Annotated in this window: 27 protein-coding genes and 1 tRNA gene; 9 read left to right on the forward strand and 19 right to left on the reverse strand. The window is 70.3% G+C overall.

Features of this window, described 5'->3' with window-relative positions; all coding sequences use genetic code 11:
• Positions 1 to 792, reverse strand: a 792-nt coding sequence (locus tag ME121_RS28215) for an MCP four helix bundle domain-containing protein (RefSeq protein WP_491892896.1), incomplete at its 3' end; no start/stop codon positions are given.
• 474 nt (positions 793 to 1,266) lie between these two features.
• Here ME121_RS28215 and upp point away from each other — a divergent pair.
• Positions 1,267 to 1,902 (forward strand): uracil phosphoribosyltransferase, encoded by a 636-nt coding sequence (gene upp / locus ME121_RS28220; protein ID WP_029359962.1) that lies wholly within the window; start codon positions 1,267 to 1,269, stop codon positions 1,900 to 1,902.
• 9 nt (positions 1,903 to 1,911) lie between these two features.
• Here upp and ME121_RS28225 read toward each other — a convergent pair whose 3' ends face one another.
• From ME121_RS28225 to kaiC, 4 genes are read right to left on the reverse strand one after another with little or no spacing between them, the layout of a single operon-like run.
• Entirely contained in the window at positions 1,912 to 3,666 is a 1,755-nt protein-coding gene (locus tag ME121_RS28225) for a PAS domain-containing sensor histidine kinase (protein ID WP_012319921.1), read from the reverse strand.
• Entirely contained in the window at positions 3,666 to 3,971 is a 306-nt protein-coding gene (locus tag ME121_RS28230; RefSeq protein ID WP_029359961.1) for a circadian clock KaiB family protein, read from the reverse strand. The genes ME121_RS28225 and ME121_RS28230 overlap by 1 nt, the downstream gene beginning before the upstream one ends.
• 8 nt (positions 3,972 to 3,979) lie before the next feature.
• A complete protein-coding gene (locus ME121_RS28235; protein ID WP_012319919.1) occupies positions 3,980 to 4,321 on the reverse strand; it encodes a circadian clock KaiB family protein in 342 nt (113 codons plus the stop codon).
• On the reverse strand, positions 4,318 to 6,006 hold the full coding sequence (gene kaiC / locus ME121_RS28240) for a circadian clock protein KaiC (RefSeq protein ID WP_059409996.1): 1,689 nt from the start codon (positions 6,004 to 6,006) through the stop codon (positions 4,318 to 4,320). Before kaiC ends, ME121_RS28235 begins: the two co-directional genes overlap by 4 nt.
• Before the next feature lie 245 nt (positions 6,007 to 6,251).
• Between kaiC and ME121_RS28245 the strand changes: the two genes are divergently transcribed.
• The 4 genes from ME121_RS28245 to ME121_RS28260 all read left to right on the forward strand — a co-directional run bounded on the left by ME121_RS28245 (position 6,252) and on the right by ME121_RS28260 (position 9,793).
• Positions 6,252 to 6,878, forward strand: a complete 627-nt coding sequence (locus ME121_RS28245; protein ID WP_059409997.1) for a DUF938 domain-containing protein — start codon at positions 6,252 to 6,254, stop codon at positions 6,876 to 6,878.
• A 119-nt stretch (positions 6,879 to 6,997) separates the two neighbouring features.
• Complete coding sequence (locus ME121_RS28250; RefSeq protein WP_012319916.1) at positions 6,998 to 8,239, forward strand: ABC transporter substrate-binding protein; 1,242 nt, start codon at positions 6,998 to 7,000, stop codon at positions 8,237 to 8,239.
• Positions 8,240 to 8,359: 120 nt separating this feature from the next.
• Complete coding sequence (locus ME121_RS28255; protein ID WP_053620912.1) at positions 8,360 to 9,373, forward strand: NAD(P)H-quinone oxidoreductase; 1,014 nt, start codon at positions 8,360 to 8,362, stop codon at positions 9,371 to 9,373.
• Between the two features lie 114 nt (positions 9,374 to 9,487).
• Complete coding sequence (locus tag ME121_RS28260; protein WP_012319914.1) at positions 9,488 to 9,793, forward strand: flagellar basal body-associated FliL family protein; 306 nt, start codon at positions 9,488 to 9,490, stop codon at positions 9,791 to 9,793.
• A gap of 42 nt (positions 9,794 to 9,835) precedes the next feature.
• Here the strand turns inward: ME121_RS28260 and ME121_RS28265 are convergent, their stop codons facing one another.
• The 10 genes from ME121_RS28265 to ME121_RS28310 form a co-directional block, all read right to left on the reverse strand.
• On the reverse strand, positions 9,836 to 10,717 hold the full coding sequence (locus ME121_RS28265) for a 3-hydroxybutyryl-CoA dehydrogenase (RefSeq protein WP_012319913.1): 882 nt from the start codon (positions 10,715 to 10,717) through the stop codon (positions 9,836 to 9,838).
• Positions 10,718 to 10,900: 183 nt separating this feature from the next.
• Positions 10,901 to 11,854, reverse strand: a complete 954-nt coding sequence (locus tag ME121_RS28270) for an electron transfer flavoprotein subunit alpha/FixB family protein (RefSeq protein WP_012319912.1) — start codon at positions 11,852 to 11,854, stop codon at positions 10,901 to 10,903.
• A gap of 67 nt (positions 11,855 to 11,921) precedes the next feature.
• Positions 11,922 to 12,671, reverse strand: a complete 750-nt coding sequence (locus ME121_RS28275) for an electron transfer flavoprotein subunit beta/FixA family protein (RefSeq protein WP_012319911.1) — start codon at positions 12,669 to 12,671, stop codon at positions 11,922 to 11,924.
• 169 nt (positions 12,672 to 12,840) lie between these two features.
• Positions 12,841 to 13,413, reverse strand: coding sequence for a cob(I)yrinic acid a,c-diamide adenosyltransferase (locus ME121_RS28280; RefSeq protein WP_012319910.1), 573 nt, complete (start codon positions 13,411 to 13,413; stop codon positions 12,841 to 12,843).
• A 13-nt stretch (positions 13,414 to 13,426) separates the two neighbouring features.
• Positions 13,427 to 14,059, reverse strand: coding sequence for an acyloxyacyl hydrolase (locus ME121_RS28285; protein ID WP_024829616.1), 633 nt, complete (start codon positions 14,057 to 14,059; stop codon positions 13,427 to 13,429).
• Between the two features lie 138 nt (positions 14,060 to 14,197).
• Complete coding sequence (locus ME121_RS28290) at positions 14,198 to 14,383, reverse strand: twin transmembrane helix small protein (protein ID WP_012319908.1); 186 nt, start codon at positions 14,381 to 14,383, stop codon at positions 14,198 to 14,200.
• 66 nt (positions 14,384 to 14,449) lie between these two features.
• Positions 14,450 to 17,089, reverse strand: a complete 2,640-nt coding sequence (locus ME121_RS28295; RefSeq protein WP_012319907.1) for a TIGR02302 family protein — start codon at positions 17,087 to 17,089, stop codon at positions 14,450 to 14,452.
• A 132-nt stretch (positions 17,090 to 17,221) separates the two neighbouring features.
• Positions 17,222 to 18,430 carry a polyhydroxyalkanoate depolymerase gene (locus ME121_RS28300; RefSeq protein ID WP_012319906.1) on the reverse strand — a complete coding sequence of 403 codons (1,209 nt, stop codon included), beginning with the start codon at positions 18,428 to 18,430 and terminating at the stop codon, positions 17,222 to 17,224.
• A 235-nt stretch (positions 18,431 to 18,665) separates the two neighbouring features.
• Positions 18,666 to 18,911, reverse strand: a complete 246-nt coding sequence (locus tag ME121_RS28305) for a hypothetical protein (protein WP_012319905.1) — start codon at positions 18,909 to 18,911, stop codon at positions 18,666 to 18,668.
• Positions 18,912 to 19,081: 170 nt separating this feature from the next.
• The gene (locus tag ME121_RS28310) at positions 19,082 to 19,291 is read right to left on the reverse strand and encodes a hypothetical protein (protein ID WP_024829618.1); all 210 of its coding nucleotides are present in this window, start codon (positions 19,289 to 19,291) and stop codon (positions 19,082 to 19,084) included.
• 378 nt (positions 19,292 to 19,669) lie between these two features.
• Between ME121_RS28310 and ME121_RS28315 the strand changes: the two genes are divergently transcribed.
• The 3 genes from ME121_RS28315 (at position 19,670) to ME121_RS28325 (ending at position 20,684) form a co-directional block, all read left to right on the forward strand.
• Positions 19,670 to 20,323: a Maf-like protein gene (locus tag ME121_RS28315; protein WP_012319903.1), complete on the forward strand. Its 654-nt coding sequence runs from the start codon at positions 19,670 to 19,672 to the stop codon at positions 20,321 to 20,323.
• On the forward strand, positions 20,320 to 20,505 hold the full coding sequence (locus ME121_RS28320) for a DNA gyrase inhibitor YacG (protein ID WP_012319902.1): 186 nt from the start codon (positions 20,320 to 20,322) through the stop codon (positions 20,503 to 20,505). The genes ME121_RS28315 and ME121_RS28320 overlap by 4 nt, the downstream gene beginning before the upstream one ends.
• Positions 20,506 to 20,608: 103 nt before the next feature.
• Positions 20,609 to 20,684 (forward strand) — tRNA-Phe (locus ME121_RS28325).
• 97 nt (positions 20,685 to 20,781) lie between these two features.
• Here ME121_RS28325 and ME121_RS28330 read toward each other — a convergent pair.
• On the reverse strand, positions 20,782 to 21,534 hold the full coding sequence (locus ME121_RS28330) for a Crp/Fnr family transcriptional regulator (protein WP_012319901.1): 753 nt from the start codon (positions 21,532 to 21,534) through the stop codon (positions 20,782 to 20,784).
• 212 nt (positions 21,535 to 21,746) lie between these two features.
• On the opposite strand from ME121_RS28330, the gene ME121_RS28335 reads away from it, so the two are divergent.
• On the forward strand, positions 21,747 to 22,724 hold the full coding sequence (locus ME121_RS28335; RefSeq protein ID WP_059409998.1) for a phosphoribosylaminoimidazolesuccinocarboxamide synthase: 978 nt from the start codon (positions 21,747 to 21,749) through the stop codon (positions 22,722 to 22,724).
• Positions 22,725 to 22,777: 53 nt separating this feature from the next.
• Here the strand turns inward: ME121_RS28335 and ME121_RS28340 are convergent, their stop codons facing one another.
• The 3 genes from ME121_RS28340 to ME121_RS28350 all read right to left on the reverse strand — a co-directional run bounded on the left by ME121_RS28340 (position 22,778) and on the right by ME121_RS28350 (position 25,746).
• Complete coding sequence (locus ME121_RS28340) at positions 22,778 to 23,059, reverse strand: DUF2312 domain-containing protein (RefSeq protein WP_012319899.1); 282 nt, start codon at positions 23,057 to 23,059, stop codon at positions 22,778 to 22,780.
• Between the two features lie 55 nt (positions 23,060 to 23,114).
• Positions 23,115 to 24,296, reverse strand: coding sequence for an alpha/beta hydrolase (locus ME121_RS28345; protein WP_059409999.1), 1,182 nt, complete (start codon positions 24,294 to 24,296; stop codon positions 23,115 to 23,117).
• An 85-nt stretch (positions 24,297 to 24,381) separates the two neighbouring features.
• Entirely contained in the window at positions 24,382 to 25,746 is a 1,365-nt protein-coding gene (locus ME121_RS28350) for an MFS family transporter (protein WP_059410000.1), read from the reverse strand.
• Positions 25,747 to 25,995: the final 249 nt, after the last annotated feature.

Below are 25,995 nucleotides of genomic sequence, written 5' to 3' on the forward strand. Positions count from 1 at the left end.
GCTGCGGATCAGGTTGTCCTTGAACACCTGCACGGCCGCCGCCATGGCGCCGATCTCGTCGCGGCGATGCTGGAACGGGATCTCGGTTGCCGCCTCGCCCCGCGCCAGCCGCGTCATCGCGCCGGTCATCGCGGAGATCGGCCGCGAGATGTAGACCAGGCCGAAGATCGCCGCGGCCAGTGCCGACACCAGCGAGAGACCGATGCCGGTGATGGCTGCGGCGGACGCGGTGTCGATCCGCGTCATCGCCCTGTCGGCATCCTGTGCCGCAGCCTTCTCGTCGTGGTCTACCAAGCGGGCCAGGGCGGCACGGGCATTGTCGTAGAGCGCGACGACCTCGGGCTTGATCAGCAGCTTGGCCGCTTCCGCCTGCTGACCTGCCTCCATCAGGCGCCGCACGTCCCGATCCGCCTGCTCGAATCGGCTCCACGCCGCGTCGAAGACGCCGTAGTGTTGCCGTTCGTCGGCGGTGCTGATCAGCGGCTCATAGGCGCGGCGCGCGTCGCGCAGCTGCGCGTGCGTCTTCGCGAGGGCTGCCTCGTTGATCACCCGATGCTCCGGCGTGTCCGACAGGAGGATGAGCCGGTACTGCTTGATGCGCACCTCGGACGCCGCAACTTCGATCGCGCCGACCTTCTCGAGGGAGGGGACCCAGTCCTTGGCCAGCGCCCTCGCCACCTCGCCGATCGCGGCCAACTGATGGAGCGATAGGCTGCCCTGCGCGGCTGAAATCAGGGCAAGTCCTGAAAAGAGTAGTGCCAATATTACTTTGAGCGGAAGGGACACGCGCATGTATATTATCGGCCAGATCCGAGGGTGAGACGGTCGCATCGATTGGATCGATGCCGAAGATCGCATTTAGAGCCTTTGATTTCACGCGCAAGTCGATCCTTCATGGCAGCTATCGTCGATATGTGTTGTATAATGACCGCCGATATGTCCGATCAGTTTTCAAATAATGCATACGCATTACCGGCGCAGATGTTTTCTACGGCGATTAACACTATCGTTTCAGAATCAAATTTTTCTCATCGGAATGAAAGCGTTCTTTAGAAACGATGATTGATGGCTGTGCCGGGCCTCCGCGCGTCGATCCGCTCGGCCGCAGCCGTCCGGCGATGCCGGGGTGATCCCGGGACGGCCGGAACGCCTGCCTCGGATCGCGCGGCCGCGTCGGCCCCGTCTCCCCGCGCTGTCCGAGAGGACGAGTTGCGCCCCGGCTCCCGCTCCGGCATTGGTCCTCAACCGCGAGGAGAGGTGTTGGGCATGTCGACGGGTCGGGTCACCGTGGTCGATCACCCGCTGGTGCAGCACAAGCTCACCTATCTGCGGGACAAGAAGCGCTCGACCAAGGGTTTCCGGCAGATCCTCAACGAGATCGGGATGCTCCTCGCCTACGAGGTGACCCGGGATCTGCCGCTGGAACCGGTGACGATCGAGACGCCGCTCCAGCCGATGCAGGGGCAGCAGATCCAGGGCAAGAAGCTGGTCCTGGCGCCGATCCTCCGCGCCGGGGTCGGCTTCCTCGACGGCATGCTGTCGCTGGTCCCGTCGGCCCGCGTGGCGCATATCGGGCTCTACCGGGATCCCGAGTCGCTGGAGGCCGTGGAGTACTACTTCAAGGCGCCCTCCGATCTGGCTGATCGGACGGTGCTGGTGCTGGATCCGATGCTCGCGACCGCCAACTCGGCCATCGCGGCCCTGGACCGCCTCAAGGCCAGGGGCGCCTCGGACCTCCGCTTCGTCTGCCTGCTGGCGGCGCCGGAGGGCCTCGCCAAGTTCCAGGCCGCCCATCCCGACGTGCCGGTCTGGACCGCGGCGATCGACAGCCACCTGAACGACCACGGCTACATCGTCCCGGGCCTCGGCGATGCCGGGGACCGGATGTACGGCACCCGCTAGCAGCCCGCCTCAGCGCCGGCCGCGCCTGGCTCCGGCACGGCCCTTGCCGACGACGTTGCGGAGGGTCTGCGACAGCTGATCCACCGAGTAGGGCTTCTGGATCAGGTCGAAGCCGTGGACGCCCTCCTGGGCCAGAACGTGGCTGTACCCGGAGGTGAGGACCACCGGCAGATCGGGCAGGCGCCGCTTCAGCTCGCGGGCCATCGCGATGCCGCCCATGCCGGGCATCACCACGTCGGAGAACACGGCGTCGAAACGGAAGGGGATCCTCTCGATCTCGACGAGAGCCTCCTCGGCATTGGTCGCCCAGACGGTCTTGTGACCGAGATCCTCCAGGATCTGCGTGGCGAAGCGGCCGACCTCGATGTTGTCCTCGACCACGAGCACGCAGAGGCTGGCACCGTCGAGCCCGGTCTCCTCGCTGCGCGGGGCGGCGGACAGGTCCGGCGCATCCTCCGCCTGCGGCAGGTAGAGGGTGAAGGTCGTGCCGCGGCCGGGGCTGCTGGACACGTCGACGTCGCCCCCGGACTGCTTGGCGAAGCCGAAGACCTGGGACAGCCCGAGCCCGGTTCCCTTGCCGATTTCCTTGGTGGTGAAGAACGGCTCGAAGATGCGCGGCAGCACGTCGGGCGGGATCCCGATGCCGGTGTCGGACAGCGACACGGCCGCGAAGGTGCTGCGCGATCCCGCGTGCCCGCGGATCGCCGGCATGGGCCGGTCGCCCGAGAGCGTCAGGGTCAGGGTGCCCTCGCCGCCCATCGCGTCGCGCGCGTTCACCGCCATGTTGATCAGCGCGGTCTCGAACTGGCTGAGATCGGCACGGATGTAGCAGGGCGCGGCGGGAATCTCGGCCACCACGCTGATGCGCGCGCCGGTCACCGAATCGAGCATCTCCGCCACGGCCCGCAGTGACGCGCCCACCTCGAACACCTCGGGCTTCAGCGCTTGGCGGCGCGCGAAGGCCAGGAGCTGGCCGGTCAGCTTGGCGGCGCGGTCGACCGTGTCGGAGATCGCCTCGACGTAGCGGCGGCGGCGCTCCTCCGGCAGCGCCGGCCGCTTGAGCAGGTCGGTGGAGGATTTGATCACCGTCAGGAGGTTGTTGAAGTCGTGCGCGACGCCGCCGGTCAGCTGGCCCACCGCCTCGAGCTTCTGCGACTGACGCAGCGCCTCCTCCACCCGCTCGCGCTCGGCGCTCTCGGACTGGAGGCGGGCATGGGCCTCCGCGAGGGCCAGCATGTTGCGTCTCTGCTCGGTCAGATCCGTCAGGACCCCGCACAGGAGCGGCTGGCCGCCCTGGCAGGCGAAGCGGCTCAGCGACAGGAAGGTGGCGCTCTCCGAGCCCGCCGCGTGCAGCGCGATCTCCTCGCGGACGGGATTGTCCATCGCCCGGCGGAACAGGCGGTCGATGTCGACATCCGCCTGCACGAAATCCTGGAGCGGGCGGCCGGTCAGGCGCTCCTGCGGCTCGCCGAGCATCTCGGCCAGCCGCCGGTTGCAGTAGAGCAGCGTCCCGTCCAGCGCCAGCGTGAAGGCGCCCTCCTGCATCTGCTCGATCAGCGCCCGGTAAGGCCGGTCCGCGTTCTCGAGCGTGTAGACGAGGCGCTCGTGGTTCGGCCCCTCCACCACGACGGCGTCGAAATCGCCCCGACGGATGGCCGCGAGGGTCTCCTCGCTCTCCTCGAGCCGCGCCTCCAGTTCGCGGATATGGGCGCGGTAGGCGTCGAGCCCGGGCTCGTCGCCGGGCAGCAGGGCATCCACACCCATCAGAACGGCTCCGCGACGGACGCGATCTCGAGGCCGCGGAGCACGCGGCCCTCGTCGAGGAGATCGCCCGAGAGGCGCCGTTCCGGCCCCGGCGCCAGTTTCAGGAGAGTGGGGGCGGCGAGGATCCCGTCGCGCTCGGCAAGCTCGGGCTGCTGATAGATATCGACAATCTCGAGCTCGTAGCGGCCCGGGATGTGGGCCTCGCAGACGCGGCGCAGGACCTCGACCGCTCGCAGCGAGCGCGGCGCGGTTCCGGCCACGAACAGCCGCAACCGGACACGCTCGGCGTCCGCCAACGGGGTCATGGCCGCGTTCAAGGCCGGTCGGCCTTGGGACGGATGTCGAGGCCGACCAGCACCTTCTCGGTATTCGACAGGTCGCCGATGATCCGCTTCAGCGGCGACGGCAGCCGACGCACGAGGGTCGGGATCGCCAGGATCTGATCGCCGGCGGCGAGCTGCGGGTTCTTCATGAGGTCGATGACCTCGATGTCGTAGTGGCCGGAGAGATGCTCCTCGCAGAACCGCTTCAGGTTGGTCAGCGCGGCGAGCGACTTGGCCGTCTGCCCGGCAACGTAGAGGCGCAGGTGGTAGTGGCCGGACTCCCGGTCCGGATCCGTCTCGGGTGCCTGGTCGTCCGATGTCGCATCGCTCATTCCGCGGCACTCCGTCGTGCGATCAACGCCTGCTGCTCCGCCTCGCGCGTGACGCCGCGCGCCGACTCCTCGGCACGCAGGCTCTCCTCCTCGTCCACGGCCGCCTCGAGACCGGCCTTGAGCTCCTCGATCTGGCGCTCCAGGGCGGAGCGCCGGCGCGCCATGTCCCGGAGCCTGCGCTCAGCCGCGTCCCGGTGCTGCTGCGCGGCGGCGCGCTCCTGCGCCTCCTGGACCAGGCGCGCCGTGCCGGTGAGGACACCTGAAGGACCAATATAGGCATCGACCAGCTGGATCCCGCCCGACGACATCAGAAATTCGCGGATCTGATTGGAGTGGCTCATGCCCCGCGCCTTGATGACGTAGAGCGTCCGCGTCCGCTCGCCGTTCGCCTCCATGTTCTGGAGCTTGATCCAGGCGTCCATCAGCGAGGACACGCCGAGGTCGTTGTCCTCGATCGGGGCGTCGTCGCCGCGCAGGGTGGTGAAGATCGCCGTGATGCCGCGGACCTTGATCAGGTCGATCATGCGCAGGAGCGTCGCCTGCAGCTCGCCCGACGGCCCGCGCAGGGCGGAGATCGGATCGAGCACCACCACGTCCGGCCGGAACTGGTCGAGGTCGCGGTGCATCCGCGCGAGATGCGTCTCCAGCCCGAACAGGCTCGGCCGCGCGGCCTCGAAGCGGAGCCGGCCGCTCGCCACGTGCGCGGCGAGGTCGAGCCCGATCGAGCGCGCGTTGCGGATGATCTGAGCGCCGCTCTCCTCGAACACGAAGGCCAGGCAGTGCTCGCCGCGCCGGCAGGCCGCGTCGAGGATCGAGGCGGCGAGCATGCTCTTGCCCGTTCCCGCCTCGCCGGAGATCAGGATTCCGGAGCCGCGATGGAAGCCCCGCGGCCCCAGCATGGCGTCGAGCCCCGCGATCCCCGTGGAGAGGATGCCGTCGGGCACCGCGTAGTCGAGATCCGCCGAGGTCACCGGAAGGACGCTGATCCCCGCGTGATCGATCAGGAACGGGTACTCGTTGGTGCCGTGGGCCGAGCCGCGATACTTCACGACGCGCAGCCGCCGCGTGGTGACCTGGTCCTCGACGCGGTTGTCGAGCAGGACGACGCAGTCGGAGACGTACTCCTCCAGGCCCTGGCGGGTCAGCGGCCCGTCGCCGCGCTCGCCCGTGATGATCGCGGTCAGGCCGCGATCCTTGATCCAGCCGAACAGGCGGCGCAGCTCGGCGCGGAGCAGCGCCGGATCGGTGAAGCTCGCGAACAGGGTCTCGATCGTGTCGAGGACGACGCGCTTGGCCCCGATCGAGTCCACCGCGAAGCCGAGGCGGATGAACAGGCCTTCGAGATCGTACGCGCCGGTCTCCTCGATCTCGCTCCGCTCGACGCGCACGTGGTCGATGGCGAGATGACCGGCGGCGACGAGGCCGTCGAGGTCGTAGCCGAGCGACGCGACGTTCGCCGCCAGATCCTCGGCCCGCTCCTCGAAGCTCATGAACACGCCGGGCTCGCCGTAGAGGGTCGCGCCGTTGACCAGGAAGGTCGTGGCGAACAGCGTCTTGCCGCAGCCCGCCGCACCGCAGATGAGCGTCGGCCGCCCGGCCGGCAGGCCGCCATAGGTCAGGTCGTCGAAACCGGTGATGCCGGTCGCGACCTTGGGCAGTGTCGGGGCGGCTTGCGGAGCGGGCACGATGGGCGAAATCCTGGACGTCTCGGATGCGGGCTGGTCCGGAAGCGCGGCAGCGCTCGCCCCCGTGCCGGGCCGACCGGCCCGATCCGCAGATGCGGACGCGGACGACGGCTCGAACGGCGCGTTGTACGGGCGGAACACCGCTGGGATGCGGTATGGCAACGGGTCAGCCCGCGCAATACGGGTGCGTGACGCGCCCGGCCGGCATCCCGCCGACGGACTGCGCAGACCGACGGAGGGCAACCATGCTCGGCTGGGAGGCTGATGTGAACGACGCCCTGACGGCGCCGGCGGTCGCGCGCAACCGCGACGCGATCCTGGCCGTCCTGCGCGAGGTCCTGCCCGCAAGCGGCACCGTTCTGGAGATCGCCAGCGGTTCCGGCGAGCACGCGGTCCACGTCGCTGCGGCCCTGCCGGGCGTGGACTGGCTGCCGAGCGATCCCGAGCCCGCCGCCCGGCGCAGCATCGCCGCGCACGCGCTGCGCGCGGGGCTCGGCAACATCCGGCCGCCGCTCGCCCTCGACGCCGCGGCCGCGGCCTGGCCCGTCGCGCGGGTCGACGGGATCGTCTGCATCAACATGATCCACATCGCGCCCTGGGCCGCCACCGCGGGGCTGATGGCCGGAGCCGGCCGTGTCCTGAGCGAGCGCGGCATCCTGTTCCTGTACGGCCCGTTCCGCGAGGCCGACCGGCCCTTCGCGGAGAGCAACGCCGCCTTCGACGCCTCCCTGCGCGGCCGGGATCCGGCCTGGGGCGTGCGGGACCTCGACGCCGTCGCGGCGGAAGCGGCCCGGCACGGGCTGGACCTGGTCCGGCGCGTAGCGATGCCGGCGAACAATCTCAGCGTGATCTTCGAACGTTCGAACAGGTGAGCCGTCGTCTGTCACGGCTTTCCGTATCTGCACACTGTATTCAAGCTGCCGCGTGATGCACAATCCGGTCCTGGACCCGATGCGGCGGCAAAAGCCGCAGGGGCCGCAGGAGGAAGCCCATGCCGATGGAACGCAGCGTTTCGAGTCGGGCCCTGGCCCTGCTCGCAGTGGCCGGATTGTTGGGATCGACGCAGGCGCGGGCCGCCGATCCGATCAAGATTGGGGTGATCGCCGAGGCCCAGTCGGTGGTCGGGGCCTCGATCCCGCAGGCGGTCCAGCTCGCCGCCGACGAGATCAACGCCCAGGGCGGCGTCGACGGCCGCCAGATCCAGGTCGTCACCTACGACGACAAGTCCTCCGCCTCCGACGCGGTCCGCGCCTTCCAGCGGGCGGTCTCCGAGGACAAGGTCAACCTCGTCATCGCCAGCTACATCTCGGAGGTCGTGCTGGCGCTGATGCCCTGGGCGGCCCGGCTCAAGACGCCGATGATCACGCCGGGCGCGGCCTCGAACGAGATCAGTCTCGCGGTCCACAAGGACTACGCCCGCAACAAGTACACCTTCCACGGCTACCTGACCTCGGCGGCCCTGGCCCAGTCGATCTGCGACTCGACCAAGGACATGCTGATCGACCTGATGAAGGTGAAGACCGCCGCGATCATGAGCGAGGACGCCGCCTGGACCCGGCCGCTCGACGTCGGCTACGAGAAGTGCCTGCCGGAGATCGGCGTGAAAGTGGTCGATCACATCCGCTTCTCGCCGGACACGGGCGACTTCACGCCGATCTACAACAAGATCGAGGCGGCCAAGCCCGACCTGATCGTCACCGGCATCTCGCATGTCGGCGTGCAGCCGACCGTGCAGTGGCAGAATCAGCGGGTGCCGCTCGCCATGACCGGCATGAACTCGCAGGCGACCTCCTCGACCTTCTGGGCCAACACCAACGGCGCCACGCAGGGCGTGATCTTCCAGAGCATCGCGGTGCCGGGTGCAGCGATCACCGACAAGTCGCTCGCCTTCAGTGCCGCCTTCAAGAAGCGCTTCGGCAGCGACCCGTCCTACGCCGGGTACATGGCGTACGATCAGGTCTACTACACGGCCGACGCGGTGAAGCGGGCCGGCACCACGGAGGCCGACAAGCTCGTCGACGCCCTGGAGAAGACCGACTGGGTCGGCACCGTCGGCCGCACGCAGTTCTACGGCAAGGACGACCCGTTCACCCACTCGATCAAGTACGGGGCGGGCTTCGTCACCGGCCTGATGGCGCAGTGGCAGGACGGCAAGCAGGTCGCGGTCTGGCCGAAGAGCCTCGCGCAGGGCGCGATCGTACTGCCGGCCGCCGTGAAGGCGGCGGCCCGCTAGCGGCACACCGGACCGGTGACGCGCGCGCGGCTTGCCAAGCGCGCCCGTTGCCGCAAGTAGAGCCGGACCGCGACACCGTGAGCGCGGCCGACACGACGTGCGCGCGGAGGACAATCGCTGATGGCCACCACCGACCTGCCCGGGAGCATGCGCCAGATCCGCTACGCGGGGTCCGGTGGACCGGAGGTGATCAGCCTGGAGACCGCGCCGGTGCCGAGCCCCGGGCCCGGTCAGGTCCTGATCGAGGTGGTGGCCGCCGGCGTGAACCGGCCCGACGTGGCGCAGCGGTCGGGGGTGTACCCGCCGCCGCCCGGCGCCACCGAGATTCCCGGCCTCGAGGTCGCCGGCCGCGTGGTCGCGCTCGGCAGTGGGGTCGAGAATCTGACGGAAGGGGACGAGGTCTGCGCCCTGGTGATCAGCGGCGGCTACGCCGAGTACGCTGTGGCCGAGGCGGCCCACTGCCTGCCGCGGCCGAAGGCCGTCGCGCTGGTCGACGCCGGCGGCCTGCCGGAGACGTTCTTCACGGTCTACTCCAACGTCGTGCAGCGCGGTCGCCTCGCGCGCGGCGAGAGTTTCCTCGTGCATGGCGGGTCGAGCGGCATCGGCGCCACGGCCATCCAGATCGCCAAGCACGTCGGCGCCCGGGTCTTCGCCACCGCCGGCTCGGCCGAGAAGTGCCGGTTCTGCGAGGATCTCGGCGCTGACGCCGCGATCGACTACAAGCAGGCGGATTTCGCCGAGGAGGTGAAGCGCCTCACCGAAGGGCGCGGCGTCGACGTCATCCTCGACATGATCGGCGCGAGCTATCTCGCCCGGAACCTCAAGTCGCTGGCACCGGACGGCCGGCTGGTGATGATCGCCCTGATGGGCGGCTACAAGGTGGACGGGCTGAACATCACGCCGATCATGCGCAACCGGCTGACCTTCACCGGCTCGACGCTGCGGCCGCGCGCGAAGGCCGACAAGGCCGCGATCGCCGACGGCCTGCGCCGGGACATCTGGCCGGAGCTGGAGGCCGGACGCATCCGGTCCGTCACCCACGCCACGTTCCCGCTGGAGCGGGCGCGGGAGGCGCACGAGCTGATGGAATCGAGCGCCCATCTCGGCAAGATCCTGCTGACGACCGGGCGCTAGCGCCGGCCCCGTCAGGAACCCGCCTCGGCGGCCCCGCGTTGGCGGCCGGTAACGAGATCGTGTCGCACAGCGCCCGTTCCGGCGTGTGGCGTCCCGCCGAGGAAGGTTTTGCACATGGCCGAGAGAATGAACCCCAACGAGAGCCGCCAGGGCGAGCGCGGCAAGCCCGTGCTCTGGGTCCTGGTGGCGAGCCTCGTCCTGCTGGCGATCGCCACCGTGGGTCTGCTCACGTGGAACGGCGCCAATTCGCCGAAGGACTACGCCAGCCAGAGCCAGGACGCGTCGCGCAAGGAGGTGACCGGATCGGTCAACGGCCAGTCGAGCGGCGCGTCGCCGTCGAACAGCACCGGCGTCCCGGGCGGCAACCCGTCCTACCCGCAGCCGGCCCAGCCGGGCGCGAACGGCGGCGCGGCGAAGTGAGCGCTCGCGGGACGGCCACGGGCCGTCCCGCGTCCGGCGCGCTCAGCGCGTCGGGATCGGCGTCGGGCCGCGGTAATCGTAGAAGCCGCGCTTGGCCTTCCGGCCGAGCCAGCCGGCCTCGACATACTTCACCAGAAGCGGGCAGGGCCGGTACTTCGAATCGGCCAGACCTTCGTACAGCACCTGCATGACCGACAGGCAGGTGTCGAGGCCGATGAAATCGGCCAGCTGCAGCGGGCCCATCGGGTGGTTGGCGCCGAGCTTCATCGCGGTGTCGATCGACTCGACCGATCCGACGCCCTCGTAGAGCGTGTAGATCGCCTCGTTGATCATCGGCAGCAGGATCCGGTTGACGATGAAGGCCGGGAAATCCTCCGACATCGTCGACGTCTTGCCGAGCTTCGCGATGAACGCCTTGGCGGACTCGTAGGTCGTGTCCTCGGTGGCGATGCCGCGGATCAGCTCGACGAGCTGCATCACCGGCACCGGGTTCATGAAGTGGATGCCGATGAACTTCTCTGGCCGGTCGGTCGCGGCCGCCAGACGGGTGATGGAGATCGACGACGTGTTCGTCGCCACCAGGGTCTCCGGCCGCAGCGATCCGCAGAGCGTGCTGAAGATCTCGCGCTTGGTGGCCTCGTTCTCGGTCGCCGCCTCGATGACCAGATCGCACGGTTCCAGGGCGGCGAAATCGCGGGCGGGGACGATGCGCGCGCGGGCCTCGCCGCTGTCGCCTTCCGTCAGCGTGCCCTTCGAGACGAGGCGCGCGAGGCTGCCCTCGATCACCGTCAGGCCGTTCTCGAGCCGGGCGGGGTCGCGATCGTTCAGCAGGACATCGAGGCCGGCGGTGGCGCAGACCTGCGCGATGCCGCTGCCCATCTGGCCCGCGCCGACGATGCCGACCCGCTTGATCTCCATATGCATGTGCCGACCTGTGCCCCCAATGCGAATGCCGCGACACGGCCGCGCCGCCCACGGGGCGGCACGAACGCGACGGCACCGCGCGAAGTCTCGCCGTTGCAGCCTTCTAGACCAATCCTCGATCCGGAAGGAACCCGTGATGCCGCGTTCTGCGACAATGCTCGCGGATTGCCGGAACCGGTTCCGTTACTGGCCCTTGGCTTTCCCGATCTCGGATTGCAGCTCAGGCACGACCTGGAAGAGGTCACCGACGAGCCCGTAATCGGCCACCTGGAAGATCGGCGCGTCCTCGTCCTTGTTGATGGCGACGATGACCTTCGAGTCCTTCATGCCGGCGAGGTGCTGGATCGCGCCCGAGATGCCCACCGCGACGTAGAGGTCCGGCGCCACAACCTTGCCGGTCTGCCCCACCTGCCAGTCGTTCGGCGCGTATCCGGCGTCGACGGCGGCGCGCGAGGCGCCGACGGCGGCGCCGAGCGTGTCGGCCAGCGGCTCGATCAGCTCGTGGAACTTGTCCGACGAGCCCAGCGAGCGGCCGCCCGACACGATGATCCGCGCCGAGGCCAGCTCCGGCCGGTCGGACTTGGCGATCTCCTCGCCCTTGAAGCTCGAGCCGCCCGCCTCGGGCGCGGCCGCCGACACGGCCTCCACCGGCGCCGCGGCGCCACCCTCTTCCGCGGCCTTGAACGCCGCCGTGCGCACCGTGATCACCTTCTTGCCGGCGGGCGCCTGCACGGTCTGGATCGCATTGCCGGCGTAGATCGGACGCTCGAACGTGTCGGGCGCGACGACCTTGATAATGTCGGAGACCTGCGCGACGTCGAGCAGGGCGGCCACGCGCGGCAGCACGTTCTTGCCCGTGGTCGAGGCCGAGGCGATGATCGTGTCGTAGGGTTCGGCGATGGCGGCGATCAGGGCCGCGACGGGCTCGGCGAGGTCGTGGTCGTAGACGCCGTCCTCGGCGTTCAGGACCTTCTCGACGCCGTCGAGCTTCCCGGCGGCCTCGGCCACGGCCTTCGAGCCCGTGCCCAGCACCAGGGCGTGGATCGGGCCGCCGATCTCCTTGGCGGCGGCGAGCGCCTTCAGCGTGCTGTCCTTGATCTGGCCGTTGCCGTGCTCGACGAAGAGGAGTGTCGTCATGGTCTGGGGGTGCCCTCGAGGGTGATGGTGCGGGGCTCGACCGTCGACCGGGAGCCCCACCTGCGGATCAGATGACGCCGGCTTCGACCTTGAGCTTCTGGACGAGCTCGGCCGCGGAAGCGACCTTCACGCCGGCCGAGCGGCCCGGCGGCTCGGCGGTCTTCAGCACGGTGAGCCGCGGGGTCACGTCGACGCCCAGCGCGTCGGGTGCCAGCTCCTCCAGGGGCTTCTTCTTGGCCTTCATGATGTTGGGCAGCGACGCGTAGCGCGGCTCGTTGAGGCGCAGGTCCGTCGTCACGATCGCCGGCAGCCTGAGGCTCACGGTCTGGAGGCCGCCGTCCACCTCGCGGGTGACGTCGAGGCTGCCCTCGCCGGGCTCGATCTTGTACGCGAAAGTGCCCTGCGGCCAGCCGAGCAGGGCGCCGAGCATCTGGCCGGTCTGGTTCGAGTCGTCGTCGATCGCCTGCTTGCCGAGGATGACGAGCTCCGGGCTCTCCTTCTCGACGACGGCCTTCAGGAGCTTCGCGACGGCGAGCGGCTCGCAGTTCACGTCGGTCTTGACCAGGATCGCGCGGTCGGCACCCATGGCGAGCGCGGTGCGCAGCGTCTCCTGCGCCTGCTGCGGGCCGATCGACACGGCCACGATCTCGGTGACCTTGCCCTTCTCCTTGAGGCGGATCGCCTCCTCGACGGCGATCTCGTCGAAGGGGTTCATGGACATCTTGACGTTGGCGAGCTCGACGCCGGAGCCGTCGGCCTTCACGCGAATCTTGACGTTGTAGTCCACCACCCGCTTGACGGGCACCAGCACCTTCATGGCGGTCACGATCCTTCCCCGGAGGATTCTTGTCGTCGTGCAGGCCACTCCCACGGGCGCTCGGAGGCGCAGCGTGGCCGGGGCACGCAAGGCGCCGGACCGTAACGGCCACATTTCCGCCTTGTCAACGCGGCGCCGTGGCGGCCCCGCGAAAACCCGTGATGCCGGCTCAGCGATTGGCGCCGGGCACCCAGAGCACGTCGTCGGCGCCGTCGGCGTTCGCCGCCCGGCTCGCCACGAACAGGAAGTCCGACAGGCGGTTGAGGTAGCGCAGCGCCTCCGGCGAGACCGTCTCGCCCTCCCGCGCCGCGAGGCTGACCGCCAGCCGCTCGGCGCGCCGGCAGACGGTCCGGGCGAGGTGCAGGGCCGCCGCCGCGGGCGAGCCGCCGGGCAGCACGAAGGATTTCAGCGGCGGGATCGCGGCGTTGAGGGCGTCGATGTCGCGCTCCAGCCGGTCGACCTGGCTCGCCACGATGCGCAGCGGCTCGTAGGGGAGGGGCTCCGGGGTCGGCGGCGTCGCGAGGTCGGCGCCGAGGTCGAACAAGTCGTTCTGGATCGCCCCGAGCATCCCGTCGAGGGGGCCCTGGGTGTGCAGCCGCGCCATGCCGATGCAGGCGTTGGTCTCGTCGACGGTGCCGTAGGTCTCGACCCGCAGGTCCGCCTTCGAGCGCCGCTGCCCGTCCGCCAGCGCGGTCGTCCCCTTGTCGCCGGTCCTCGTGTAGATGCGGTTGAGCTTGACCAAGGGGGTGAATGCCTCAGAACGTGTAGCCGATCTTGCCGCCGTAATTGGTCAGGCCGCGGTTGTTGGCGCAGAGCCCGGCATTCGACATGTGCTCGACCGTCGCCATGATGCTCCAGTGCTCCGTCAGGCGGAAGCCCAGGGCGGCCGCCTCGCGGAACATCGGCGAGCAGCCGAGGGTGTTGAAGCCGTAGGGCGTCTCGGCCTTCGGGCCGGTCCAGCCGTTATGCGCCACGCCGCCGAAGAACCCGTCGAGGAACACGCGGCGGTTGAAGGTCTCGGGGAAGATCTCGAGGGTCCAGGTCGCGCCGAGATAGGCGTAGCTGGTCCGGCCGCCGGTGTTGTAGCTGCCGCCGACCGTCGGGCGCGGCACGAAGGCCTGCCAGAACGGGTCGTCGCTGATACGCGGCTTGGCGAACAGGATCTCGCCGTTGACGTTCGCCTTGCTGAAACCGGGGAGCTTGCCCTCGGCGCTGCCGGGATCCTGCACCGCGCCGCCGATGCGGATCTCCGACACGATGCTGAGCGGCTGGACGGGCGCCGCGTAGGCAGCGGGCGGGGGCGGCGACGCGAGGTCCGCGGCCGCGGCCGGCAGGATCGCCGCCGCGGTCAGATAGCCGAACACACAGAGGCGGGAAGGGGCAGTCATGCGGGCTCGGCCGTTCAGGCGCAGCGATTTGCTTCTACCGAGCGTAGCAGAGGCCCGCCGAGCGCGGCGGGCAATTCATCCTTTACCCAATCGAAAGGTGTTGGGTGCGGCGGCGCGGTCACACCCCCCCGGCCGCCCTCAGGCGGACCGCCACCAGACCACGCCCATGATGATCACGATCGCCACGAACTGCAGGAGCACGCGCAGGCGCATCAGCTTCTGCGAGAGGTTGACGCTGCCGCCGCGCATCATGTTGGCGAGGCCCAGGACGAGGACGGCCGCGACGGCCAGGCAGGCGATCAGGACGAGGGTGTTGGACGACATGCGGTCGAAGATCCGGGTGGGGCGGGAGCCGCGATCCGGCTCCGCGCGTCGTGTTGTGGCGGGCGCTCAGTTGCGGCGGAGCAGGCGCTCGAAATAGTCCAGCTCCTCGCGGGGACGGCTCGGGTCGCCCAGCTTGCGCCGCAGCTCCTCCATGATGCGCCGGGCGCGCTGGACCGCCGATTCGTCGGCCGTGGGGACGCGGACCCGCCCGTCGCTCATGTCGCGGCCGCGGGTCGGCCGCCCGAGGGGATCGTCGTCGCGCGCCCCGGCCTGACCCTGCTGGCCCGGCTGCTGGCCGCCCTCCTGCTGACCCTCGCCCTGGCCCTCAGCCATCTCCTGCATCTGCTGGGCCATGCCGTCGGCGCCGCGTTTGAGGCCGTCGAGGGCGCGCCCCTGCGCGTCGACCGCCCCGTCCGAATCGCCGTCCTTCAGGGCGTTCTCGGCCTCGCGCATGGCCTCCTCGGCGTCGGAGAGACCCTGCTCGCCGCGCATGCCGTTCTCCTTCATGCGCTTCTGGAGGTCCTCGAGCCGCTGCCGGAGCGCCTGCTGGCGCTCGCCGACGCCGCCCTGCTGGCCCTCGCCCTGCTGCCCTTGGCCTTGCTGCCCCTGGCCCTGCTGGCCCTGCCCTTGCTGCCCCTTCTGACCCTGCTGGCGCTGGCCCTGCTGCCCCTGGCCCTGCTGGCCGCGCTGGCCCTGCTGCGGCTGGCCGCGATTCTGCGGGCGCTGGCCGCCGCGCTGCTCCTCGCCGTCCTTGAAGGTCTCGTCGCGCAGGCCCTGCTGCTCCCGCGACATCGCGTCGAGGTCGCGCATCTGCTTCTGCATCTCGCGGGACGCCTGATCGGAGCGGCCACCGCGCTCGGCGGTCTGGAGATTCTCCAGGATGTTGCGCAGCTGCTCCATCAGGCGCTGCGCCTCGGCGGTGTCGCCGCGCTTCATCGCCTCCGCCATGTCCTGGATCATCTTGTCGAGATCCTCCGGCGTGACGGTCTTGGTCTGTCCGTTGTTCTGGCCGCGCTCGCTCTGCTCGCGGGGCTCGCGGCCCTGCTTCTGCGCCATCTCGGACAGGAACTTGTCGAGCGCCTGCTTCAGGTCCTGCGTCAGCCGCTTGATCTCGTCGTCGGGCGCGTTGCGCTCGATCGCCTCCTTCAGCCGGTCCTGGGCCTGACGGAGCTGCTTCTCGGCGTCCGAGAGGTCGCCGTCCTCGATCTTGAGGGCCATCTCCCACAGGAGGTCGGCCACCGCGACGAGGTCGGAATCCGTGCGCGCGCGGCGCAGCCGCTCGGTCGCCGTGCGCAGGCCGAGGAAGATCGCGGGCTGCGGCGTGAAGGTGTCGGGCGCGACCAGCAGGGCGTCCAGCGCCCCCTGGACCCAGCGGCGATCCGTGTCGGGCGCGGTGACGAGGCGGCGCCGCTGCTCGGCGAGCGCCCGCGCCAGCGGCTCGCGGAACGGCCGCGCCGGCAGGACGATCTCGGTGTCCGGCGTGCGCCCCTCCTGGCCGGCCTCGTCCTTGACGACGATGCGGTAGCGGACCTTCGCGCCGGACCACGGACTGTCCGTGAGGTCCACGAGGGTCTTGGTATCGGTGTCGCCGCTCGCGTCGCCGGGCAGCGCGAGGTTGATCTGCGGGACCGGGACCAGGGCGCGGGCGGATTTCAGCGGCTCGATCACCGCCTCGGCCGAGCTGATCCCGTAATCGTCCTTCGCCCGGTAGGTGAGGTTGAAGGTGCCGCGCCCGTTCACCTCGGGACCGCCGACGGCGGTCACCTCCGGCGGCCGGTCGGGGATCGCGTCGACGGTCAGGCGCTGCTTGCCCGCCGGGGTCACGATCGTCAGCGCGGCGCCCCCGACGATGCGGTAGCGCTCCTCGCGCAGATCGGGGCGCGCCTCCTGGCCCGGGACCGGGACCAGGCCGGCATTGGGCGTGAGGGTCGTCTCGGACGCGGCCTTGCCCTGGCCGGCGATCCGCACGATCAGCTGGGCATTGACGGGCGCGCGCAGGTGCTGGTCGCTCCCGTCCATCGCGATCAGCAGCGGCGGGAGCCGCGTGTAGAGCGGCGGGTCGATCCAGCCGTCCACGCGAAAGTTGGGACCCGGCGCCGCCGGCTCCTGCCAGTCGAAGGCGGCACCGATCCTCTGGCGCCACTCGGGACCGGCCACGAACAGGCTCGCGACCGCCGCGACCACGAGGCCGGCGCGCAGCGCGAAGGGATCGTGCCGGGTCATGCCCGGCCGCGGCAGGCCGACCCGCAGGGCCGAGATCGCCTGCGCGGCCCGGCGCTGGTGGAGATCCCACAGCAGCCGGCTCCCCGGATCGGCGGCACCGACGGCGAGGCTGTCCTCGGCCGCCGAGGCCGGCCCGTGGCGCAGCTTCGGGTCGCGGGACGCGGCCTCGCGGTCGAGCCGCGCCAGGGCCAGGCGCCGGTCCGGCCGTCCGACGTGGATCAGCGGCAGGAGCGCGGCCACGAGGAGGGCGCCGAGGGCGCCGAGGCCGATCTGGCGCCAGAGCGGCGTGAGGTCGAGCCACACGCCCGCCCAGGAGACGACCAGGAAGAGCAGACCGACGCCGATCCCGCGCCAGAGCACCGGCCACGCCTGCTCCCACAGGGCGGCCGCCCGCGCCTGCGCCACGAGCCGGTCGAGCCGCGTGGACGCCGCGTCCGCTCCGCCCGCGCTGGTCTTGCTCTCGGTGCCGTTCCTGCCGATCACGCCGACCGTTCCGCCTCACGCCGAAGGAGTGGCCCACGGAGCCGCGCTCGGCGGGCCCCGTCACACGTGCCTAGCATGGTGGGCCGCGCAGGTCGGCGGGTCAAATCGGCGCGACGCGCCCGACCGGCCCGGTCAGTTGTGCGCCTGGATGAAGTTGCGCACCTGCGGGTAGATCTGCGTCTCCCAGCGCCGACCGGCGAAGACGCCGTAATGGCCGACGCCGGCCTGGAGGTGGTGGGTGCGCATGTACGGGGCGAGGTCCGAGCACAGGTCGTGGGCCGCCATGGTCTGCCCGACCGCGCAGATGTCGTCCCGCTCGCCCTCGACCGTCATCAGCGCCGTGCGGCGGATCGCGCGCAGGTCGATCGGCTCGCCCCGGTACGACACCGCGTTTCGGGCCAGGGCGTGGTCCTGGAACACGGTCTTGACCGTCTCCAGGTAGAAATCGGCCGCGAGGTCGAGCACGGCGAAGTACTCGTCGTAGAAGGTCTCGATCGCCTCGGCCTTGTCGTGCTCGCCGTTGGCCATGTGCCAGAACAGGTCGGCGTGGCCCTGGATGTGGCGCTTGGCGTTCATCGCCATAAAGGCCGAGACCTGGACGAATCCCGGATAGACCTTGCGGCCGGCGCCCTTGTGGCGCGACGGCACCGTCGCGATCAGGTTCTTCTCGAACCACTCGATCGGCTTGGAGGTCGCGAGCTCGTTCACGCCCGTCGGGTTGATCCGGCAATCCACCGGACCGGCCATCAGGGTCATGCTGCGCGGTGCGGCCGGATCCTTCGCCTGCGCCATCGCGGCGGCGGCCACGAGGGCCTGCACGGCGGGCTGGCACACCGCCACCATGTGGGCGCCTTCGCCCATCGTCCGCAGGAAGCGGATGAGGTGGCTCACGTAGTCGTCGAAGCCGAACGTCCCCTCGGCGAGCGGCACGTCGCGGGCGTTGTGCCAGTCGGTGATGTAGACGTCGTGGTCCGGCAGCATCGTGCGCACGGTGGCGCGGAGCAGCGTGGCGAAGTGGCCCGACATCGGCGCCACCATCAGCACCTTGGGCTGCTCGGTGTGGATGTCCTTCTTGAAGTGGAGCAGCGTGGCGAAGGGCGTGACCTCGACCGCTTCCTCGGAGACCGGGACGCTCCGGTTCCCGACGGTCACCGAGTCGATGCCGTAGGGCGGCCGCGCGAAGGTCAGGCCGGCGCGCATCATCATGCGGGCGCCGGCGGACATCCAGGTCGCCGGCTCGCCCCACCCGACCCAGGGCGACCAGATGTCGTTCAGCAGCCGGCCCCACGCCCGGGTCTGGGCGGCGATGTCGGTCTGCAGGTCGAACGCGTCGTACAGCATCGGGCAGGCACTCGCTTGAGCCCTGCCCGGCACGCGGGCTATCGGGGCGGCGACGTTGGCGGATGCCGGAGTGGGGGTTGCATCAGCGTGGCCGTGCAGGATGGGTCCCGTTCCCGGGGGCGGCAACTGTCCGTTGGGCGGATGCGAACAAGAATCGTCGCGACGTGACTTTGATGCACCAGACGCCGCGCCGGTCACGCTGGTGCGCGCCGAATCGCCTGGCGCAGCCCTGGCCTCACGAGGCGCGGCGGATCGCGGGACGCGGCTCGGCCTCGCTCCGGCGATGCTCGCAGGCGACCTTGAGGTAGCGGTCGCTGCCCCCCGGCAACCCGGCCTGGGCGGCCATCGTCTGGGCGTGCATCAGGCATTCCATCGGCGTGTGCGCCGGCGCGATGATGACGTCGAGGGCGGTGTCCCGGGAGCAGTCCTGGGCCAGCAGCGTGCCGGCACAGACGAGGGCAACGGAGAGCAATTCCGACATGACGGACCTCAGCTTCGAGTGATCGAAAGGTCCGCGGGGTGCTCCGGCGTGCGAGCCACCGCGTTGTCGTTGCCTGGGGGCTTCCTCCGGTTGCTGGAGACTTCGAAGCACGTCACGTGCCAGCGCGGCGCGGGGCCTCGGAGGCCGGGGACGTGGCGATCGGGCCGGGCTCAGTCGCGGGCGGGAAGCCAGTGCGTCTCCGGCTCGTCCGCCGGCAGGAGCGCCGCGACCGCGTCGAGATCGACCACGTACTGGTCTGTGAGCCGTTGCCACATCTCGATCGGCGAGGCGACCTGCGGCCGGAGCCCGTCGAGGGCGCGGGCGAGCAGGGCGGCGTTGACGAGCTTCGGGCGCTGCACGAGCGGATCAGCGTTCAGCATCGATGACGATCCCATTCGGATGCCGCCATCCTCGGTCGATCGTGGTTAACGCCGGGTTACGGCCGCGGTCGTGACCTTAGGCTGTTCTTGCGAGCACCGCCGGGCGGATCTCTAATCTGGATCCGCTGCCGGGTTGGACGCCCCGATGCGCCGCCGAACCTGACCGGTGCTACCGGCGCGCGTGCCGGGCGGTCAGGGATCGCGCGCTCGAGGCGGCGCGCGCCCGCGCCAACGGCCCGGCCCGCTCGAGTTCACAAGCCGGACCCCTTCCCTTATCAGGCTGGCGCATCGAGCCTGTCCCGGCCGACGAAGTGCCGCCGCGCAGGGCGCGCACGGCTCCGGTCGCGCGGCTCCGGTCGATTGTGCGAACGGGACATCATGGACGCCAAACCTGAAGCGATCGGCGCGACGCCGGAGCCGACAGCGCGACTCGTGCTCGCCTCCGCTTCGCCGCGCCGTCTCGCGCTCCTCCAGCAGATCGGGATCGAGCCGGCGGCGCTCCTGCCGGCCGAGATCGACGAGACGCCGCGCAAGGCCGAGCCGCCGCGCGAGCTGGCGCGCCGCCTCGCGCGGACGAAGCTCGCCACCGCCGAGGCGGCGCTTCACCTGGAGGACACCGCGACACCCACCTGGCTCCTGTCGGCCGACACGGTGGTGGCGGTCGGGCGGCGCGTCCTGCCGAAGGCCGAGGTTCCCGACGAGGCCGCGGATTGCCTGCGCCTGCTCTCGGGGCGGCAGCACCGGGTCTACACGGCCGTCTGCGTCCTCTCGCCCCGCGGGCGCCGCGAGCGGATCGTCGAGAGCCGCGTTCGGTTCAAGCGCCTCTCGGGCCGCGACATCCAGGGCTACGTGGCCTCGGGCGAGTGGCGCGGCAAAGCCGGCGGCTACGCGATCCAGGGGCTGGCCGGAGCCTTCGTGGTGAAGCTGGTCGGCTCGTACAGCGGCGTGGTCGGCCTGCCGCTCTACGAGACCCTCAGTCTGCTCGACGGCGAGGGCTATCCCGTCCGGGCCGGGTGGGGCGCCCTGGCATGAGCCGCGAACGCCGGCCGCCGCCCTGTCCGATCTGCCGACAGCCGTCCGTGCCGGATTTCCGGCCGTTCTGCTCCCAGCGCTGCGCCGACGTCGATCTCGGGCGCTGGCTCAACGAGCGCTACGCGATACCCGAGGAGCGCGATCCGGACGCGCCGCCGCCCTCGCCGGATCCGGAGGACTGAATTTTTCGGCCTTCCGGTCACGTCGGCGTCACGCGAGGCTGGACAGGCCGCCAAGCACTCACTATACCCCGCGACGTCCGAGGCCGACACCGGCGCGGACGACGCCCAGGTAGCTCAGTTGGTAGAGCATGCGACTGAAAATCGCAGTGTCGGCGGTTCGACTCCGTCCCTGGGCACCATCAGCTCGCTGAGCGCCCGATCCTCGGATCGATAGAGCCCGCGACCGAGAACACGCCTCCTTCTCGACGATGAGCGGTCTCAGCGCGCGCGTGCCCGTCAGCGCGTCTCCGCATCGCGCAGGTGCAGGTAGGTCGGGTCGAACTCCGCCGCCTCCTGCAGCCCGGCCCAGTCGTTGACGGTGAGGCGGCGACCCCGCAGCGCGATGAGGCCGGCGGCTCGCAGATCGCGTACCGTGCGGTTGACGTGGACCGACGTGATGCCGAGGGCATCCGCGAGTTCCGGCTGCGTCATCGGCAGGTCGCAGGTCAGGTCGGGCGCCAGCCCGACCGCGCCGAGCCGCGTCACCAGCTCGCAGAACAGGTGGGCCATCCGGGCATAGGCTTCGCGGCGCCCGGTGTTGAGCATCCACTCCCGGACCATGGCGGCGTCGATCAGCGTCGCGCGCCAGAACACCTCGTTGAGCCGCGGGTGCGCCCGCAGCATGGCCCGGACCGCGTCGTGCTGGACGAAGCCGAGGCGGCAGGCGCTCACCGTGGCGATGTTGATGTCGAGCACCTCCAGGAACAGGCTCTGGAAATCCGGCACGTCCCCGGGGACATGGTAGCTCATCACCTGCCGCTTGCCCGCACGGGTCGACTTGTAGGTGCAGGCGATCCCGCTGAGCAGCGCGAAGCTCCGGGACGGGCGGTCGCCCTCCCGGATGATGTCCTGATTGGGCTCGAACTGGGCGACCTGCATGGGGATCGTGGCGAGCGCGGCGCGCTCCGCGTCGGTCAGCCGGAACAGGGCCACCGTCTCGATCCGGCGCAGGAACGGGTCTCTGCCCGACGGTTGGGGTGTCTCGTACATCGCGCCTCGGCCGTCCGGGAGACGCGTTCGGCGCCTTGCGGCCGGTCATCCACCGTCGTTGGTCCCCGCGTAAGTGTAGGGTTCCGGGCGGGCCCGACCAGGGCGAGGGCGGGCGCCGCGCGCCCTCGCGGGGGCCAGGACTGGAATTTCCCGGCCCGTCCGCGCACAGAGGTCCGACGGCGCGGTCGCCGTTCAGCCTGACGGAAAGCCCGATGAACACGGCAGATCTCGCCCCGCACGCGCATCAGGTCCTGCGCGACGCGACCCTGCCCGAGTTGCCCCGGCACTACCGCGGCAAGGTTCGGGACAATTACGACCTCCCTGACGGCCGGCGCATCCTCATCACCTCGGACCGGATCAGCGCCTTCGACCGGGCGCTCGCGGCGATCCCGTTCAAGGGCCAGGTCCTGACCCAGACCGCCCGCTACTGGTTCGAGCAGACCGCCGACCTCTGCCCGAACCACGTCATCGCCTATCCCGACCCGAACGTGGTGGTCGGCCGGCGCCTCGAGATCCTACCCGTGGAGGTGGTGGTGCGCGGCTACCTCGCGGGCACCACATCGACGTCGATCCTGACGCGCTACCGCGCCGGCGAGCGGGACATGTACGGCCACCGCTTCCCCGACGAGATGCGGCCGAACCAGCGGCTGCCGGAGGCGATCATCACGCCGACCACCAAGGCGTTCGACGGCGGCCACGACGAGCCGCTCACCGAGGCGGAGATCCTCGAGCGCGGATTGCTGACGCGCGCGCAGTGGCGGACCGTGTCCGAGGCGGCCCTGGCGCTGTTCGCGCGCGGGACGGCCCTGGCGGCGGAGCGCGGCCTGATCCTGGCCGACACGAAGTACGAGTTCGGAACGGATCCGGCAGGCCGGATCGTCCTCGCCGACGAGATCCACACGCCGGACAGCAGCCGGTACTGGTTCGCCCAGAGCTATCCCGAGCGCTTCGCCGCGGGTTCGGCCCCGGAGAGCTTCGACAAGGACTTCGTGCGCAACTGGGTCGTCGCCCGCTGCGACCCCTACAAGGACCCGATCCCGGAGATTCCGGCCGAGGTCGTCCTGGAGACCGCCGCGGTCTACATCCGCGCCTACGAGACGATCACCGGCGCGCGCTTCGTCCTGCCGGACCCGGCGGAGGATCCCCTGGAGCGGATCCGGCGCAACATCGCCGCCTACCTCGCGGCCTAGCTGCGATACGCGGAGAGGGGTGCGGCGCCCGGCGCCGCACCCGGTCGAGCGTGTCAGGCCGCGACGGCGATCGGGGCCGGCGACGGCGCGTCCATGGCGCGCAGGTAGACGTCGAGGAGCGTCTCCTGCTCGTCGCGCTCGTCCTTGTCCTGCTTGCGGATCTTCAGGATCTCCTTGAGCACCTTCACGTCGAGACCCTCGCCCTTGGCCTCGGCGAAGACCTCCTTCTTGGCCTCCATCAGGTCCTTGATCTCCTCCTCCAGCCGTTCCACGCGCTCGATGATCGAGCGGATGCGGTCGCCCGCGACGCCCACGGTGTCGGTCATGTCGGTCATGCAGTCCCTCGTCGGATGACGGCGGCACCCTCGCCGCGACACGGTAAGCGGCGGGTTAAGGCTGGGCCGGAGCCCGGACCCGGCCCTGGATCCAGCCGACGATCGCGTCCGCCACCGCGTCGCTGTTCGATTCCAGCATCATCATGTGGCCGTTGCCGCGGATGCCGTGCTCGGCGAGCGCCAGCCGGTCCGGTCGCGCCCCGGCCTGGGTCAGGAAGGCGGCCGTGCAATCGTCCATGGTGGCCCGGAACGAGGCCTCGGCGGTGACGATCACCGCAGGGACCCGGGCGAGGTTCGGCAACCGGCGCGCGGGCTCGGCCTGGAGCCAGCAGCGGATCTTGTCGGGCGCGGCGGCGCTCTCCGCCTGGACGACCGTCAGGTCGGCCGGACCGCTCACCGGCGGCTCGAAGTGCAGCGGCACCCGGGTGATGCCGTAGGGCCGCGCCCGGGACTCGCCGACGCGCTCGTACCACTCCGCGCCGCCCTTGAAGCGGATGTCGTAGAAGGTCGGTCCGTTGGGCTCCACGGCCACGTGCGCCTTCACGAGGTCGGGCCGCTGATCGGAGACCGCCCAGCCGAAGACGCCCGCCTGCGAGTGCGTCAGCAGGATCGCGGGGCCGATCGTCTCGAGCAGCACGATCAGCGCCGGATCGACCAGTTCCTCGCTCTTCAGCGCGCTGGCGATGTAGGGCACCTGGGAGAGGTAGAACTGGTCGAAGGCGGCGTTGCCGCGGACTCCCGCGCCGCCCGGCCACTGCGTGTGAAGCTTCGCCTGCGGGTACAGGGCGAAGCGCTCCTGGCCGGTGAACACCGTCTCCAGATCCTCGGCGGGCAGGCGGGCGTAGGGACCGTAGGTGTCCGGGTCGCCGCCCGAGCGGCCGCGGCCGACCTGGTCGACGACGTAGACCGCGAAGCCCTTCGCGGCGAAGCGGTCGGCCCAGCCCGGGCGCCCGTCCGGGGTGCCGAGGAAGTTGGTCCCGGTCTGCGCGGTGCCGTGCACCAGGACGATCGGGTAGGGCTGCGTCACCCGCTCCGGGGCGCGGTACTCCACGAACATCTGCCCGGACGCCGTCGTCTTGCCGCCCGCCGTGGCGTAGCGGCCGCCGACGAAGAGGTAGCCCGCGGGCCGCGTCGGCCTGAACGGCGCGTCGGCGGTTCCCGGCTCGGCGGCCCCGGAGCGCGCTGCGGTCGCGAGACAGAGCAGGGCCAGCGCCCCGACGGCGGCCTTCCTGAACATGGCGTCCTCCCGCGAGCGTCTGGCGCGCCCGGCGGGAGCCATATCAGCGTGAAAGGCCGGCCCGGTCCAGCCGGGCGGCCCTCGTTCAGGCGTGGGCGAGACGGGGCTTCTTGCCCAGCGCCTCCTCGACGGTGCCGGCGCCGTCGAGATAGCCGTGGACCTTGGGGTTCGGCATGATCAGCGAGGCCACGAAGGCGACCGCCATCAGGACAGTCACGTACCAGAAGAACGTGCTCTCCATGCCGTTGTCCTTGAACCACAGGGCGACGAACTCGGCGGTGCCGCCGAAGGTGGCGTTGGCGACCGCGTAGGACAGGCCGACGCCGAGGGCGCGGACGTTGGTGGGGAACAGCTCCGCTTTCACGATGCCGCTGATGCCCGTGTAGAACGACACCACCGCGAGGCCGAGGGAGATCAGCGCGAAGGCGAGGTAGGGGTCCTTGTTGGTCCCGAGAGCCGTCATCAGCGGCACCACCATGAGCGTGCCGAGGCCGCTGTAGAGCAGCATGTTGGCCTTCCGGCCGATCCTGTCGGAGAGCGCGCCGAAGAGCGGCTGGATGATCATGTAGACGAACAGCACCGCCGTCATCGTCTGCGACGCCGAGGTCTTCGGCATGCCGGCGGTGTTGACGAGGTACTTCTGCATGTACGTCGTGAAGGTGTAGAAGCTCAGGGAGCCGCCGGCCGTGTAGGCGACCACGACCAGGAACGCCCGCCAGTGCTTGGCCAGCGCCGAGAAGGTGCCGGCGGTCTCCTTGTCGCTGCTGTCCTTCGTCTCGGCCAGCGAGCGCCGCAGATAGAGCGCGACGACCGCCAGCGCGGCGCCGATGAAGAACGGGATGCGCCAGCCCCACGCGGTGAGTTCCTGACCGGTCATCACCGTCTGCAGCAGCACCAGGACCAGCGAGGCGAGGAGCTGGCCGCCGATCAGCGTGACGTACTGGAACGAGGCGAAGAAGCCGCGCCGGCCCTTGATCGCCACCTCGCTCATGTAGGTGGCCGAAGTGCCGTACTCGCCGCCGACCGACAGGCCCTGGAGCATGCGGGCGAGGAGCAGCAGCACGGGCGCCAGCGTGCCGACATGCTCGTAGGTCGGCAGGATGCCGATCAGCAGCGAGCCGAAGCACATCATCAGCACCGAGATGACCATCGAGGTCCGGCGGCCGACCCGGTCGGCGATGCGCCCGAACAGCCATCCGCCGATCGGGCGCATGAAGAAGCCCACCGCGAAGATGCCGGCGGTCTGCAGGAGCTGGCTGGTGGAATCGCCCTTCGGGAAGAAGGCCGGCGCGAAGTAGAGCGCGAAGAACGCGTAGCAGTAGAAGTCGTACCACTCGACGAGATTGCCCGAGGACGATCCGACGATCGCCCAGATCCGGCGCTTCCGGTCCGCAGGATCATCGAGGGCACTCGGTGCGATACCGATCGTATCGTCTCGAGAGGCGGACATGGCGTCTCCGTGGATCAATCTTGATGCCGGCCGAAACCGGTCTCTTCTTCGTGCGGCGCGACGTTACAGGTGACGCGCCTGATCGCAAGACCGTGATCCGACTTAGCCGAGGACAGCGCGGGCGCGTGTCACCGGCCGCGCGTCCACAGTGCCGCGGGACGGAACGGTTCGCCCCGAGGCCCCGTTGCGGCCCGGCGTGGGCGTCGATGGCGCTCCGACCACCCCAGGAGGAGAAGCCATGAAGCGGAT

The organism is Methylobacterium sp. ME121, from assembly GCF_000974725.1.
GTDB classification, from domain to species: Bacteria; Pseudomonadota; Alphaproteobacteria; order Rhizobiales; family Beijerinckiaceae; genus Methylobacterium; species Methylobacterium radiotolerans.

What these genes read in the sequence shown, in the direction of transcription:
- upp (WP_029359962.1), top strand. Translation starts at nt 1,267, where the DNA reads ATGTCGACGGGTCGGGTCACCGTGGTCGATCACCCGCTGGTGCAGCAC.
- ME121_RS28225 (WP_012319921.1), bottom strand. Translation starts at nt 3,666, where the DNA reads ATGGGTGTGGATGCCCTGCTGCCCGGCGACGAGCCCGGGCTCGACGCC.
- ME121_RS28230 (WP_029359961.1), bottom strand. Translation starts at nt 3,971, where the DNA reads ATGACCCCGTTGGCGGACGCCGAGCGTGTCCGGTTGCGGCTGTTCGTG.
- ME121_RS28235 (WP_012319919.1), bottom strand. Translation starts at nt 4,321, where the DNA reads ATGAGCGATGCGACATCGGACGACCAGGCACCCGAGACGGATCCGGAC.
- ME121_RS28245 (WP_059409997.1), top strand. Translation starts at nt 6,252, where the DNA reads ATGCTCGGCTGGGAGGCTGATGTGAACGACGCCCTGACGGCGCCGGCG.
- ME121_RS28250 (WP_012319916.1), top strand. Translation starts at nt 6,998, where the DNA reads ATGCCGATGGAACGCAGCGTTTCGAGTCGGGCCCTGGCCCTGCTCGCA.
- ME121_RS28255 (WP_053620912.1), top strand. Translation starts at nt 8,360, where the DNA reads ATGGCCACCACCGACCTGCCCGGGAGCATGCGCCAGATCCGCTACGCG.
- ME121_RS28260 (WP_012319914.1), top strand. Translation starts at nt 9,488, where the DNA reads ATGGCCGAGAGAATGAACCCCAACGAGAGCCGCCAGGGCGAGCGCGGC.
- ME121_RS28265 (WP_012319913.1), bottom strand. Translation starts at nt 10,717, where the DNA reads ATGCATATGGAGATCAAGCGGGTCGGCATCGTCGGCGCGGGCCAGATG.
- ME121_RS28270 (WP_012319912.1), bottom strand. Translation starts at nt 11,854, where the DNA reads ATGACGACACTCCTCTTCGTCGAGCACGGCAACGGCCAGATCAAGGAC.
- ME121_RS28275 (WP_012319911.1), bottom strand. Translation starts at nt 12,671, where the DNA reads ATGAAGGTGCTGGTGCCCGTCAAGCGGGTGGTGGACTACAACGTCAAG.
- ME121_RS28285 (WP_024829616.1), bottom strand. Translation starts at nt 14,059, where the DNA reads ATGACTGCCCCTTCCCGCCTCTGTGTGTTCGGCTATCTGACCGCGGCG.
- ME121_RS28290 (WP_012319908.1), bottom strand. Translation starts at nt 14,383, where the DNA reads ATGTCGTCCAACACCCTCGTCCTGATCGCCTGCCTGGCCGTCGCGGCC.
- ME121_RS28300 (WP_012319906.1), bottom strand. Translation starts at nt 18,430, where the DNA reads ATGCTGTACGACGCGTTCGACCTGCAGACCGACATCGCCGCCCAGACC.
- ME121_RS28305 (WP_012319905.1), bottom strand. Translation starts at nt 18,911, where the DNA reads ATGTCGGAATTGCTCTCCGTTGCCCTCGTCTGTGCCGGCACGCTGCTG.
- ME121_RS28310 (WP_024829618.1), bottom strand. Translation starts at nt 19,291, where the DNA reads ATGCTGAACGCTGATCCGCTCGTGCAGCGCCCGAAGCTCGTCAACGCC.
- ME121_RS28315 (WP_012319903.1), top strand. Translation starts at nt 19,670, where the DNA reads ATGGACGCCAAACCTGAAGCGATCGGCGCGACGCCGGAGCCGACAGCG.
- ME121_RS28320 (WP_012319902.1), top strand. Translation starts at nt 20,320, where the DNA reads ATGAGCCGCGAACGCCGGCCGCCGCCCTGTCCGATCTGCCGACAGCCG.
- ME121_RS28330 (WP_012319901.1), bottom strand. Translation starts at nt 21,534, where the DNA reads ATGTACGAGACACCCCAACCGTCGGGCAGAGACCCGTTCCTGCGCCGG.
- ME121_RS28335 (WP_059409998.1), top strand. Translation starts at nt 21,747, where the DNA reads ATGAACACGGCAGATCTCGCCCCGCACGCGCATCAGGTCCTGCGCGAC.
- ME121_RS28340 (WP_012319899.1), bottom strand. Translation starts at nt 23,059, where the DNA reads ATGACCGACATGACCGACACCGTGGGCGTCGCGGGCGACCGCATCCGC.
- ME121_RS28345 (WP_059409999.1), bottom strand. Translation starts at nt 24,296, where the DNA reads ATGTTCAGGAAGGCCGCCGTCGGGGCGCTGGCCCTGCTCTGTCTCGCG.
- ME121_RS28350 (WP_059410000.1), bottom strand. Translation starts at nt 25,746, where the DNA reads ATGTCCGCCTCTCGAGACGATACGATCGGTATCGCACCGAGTGCCCTC.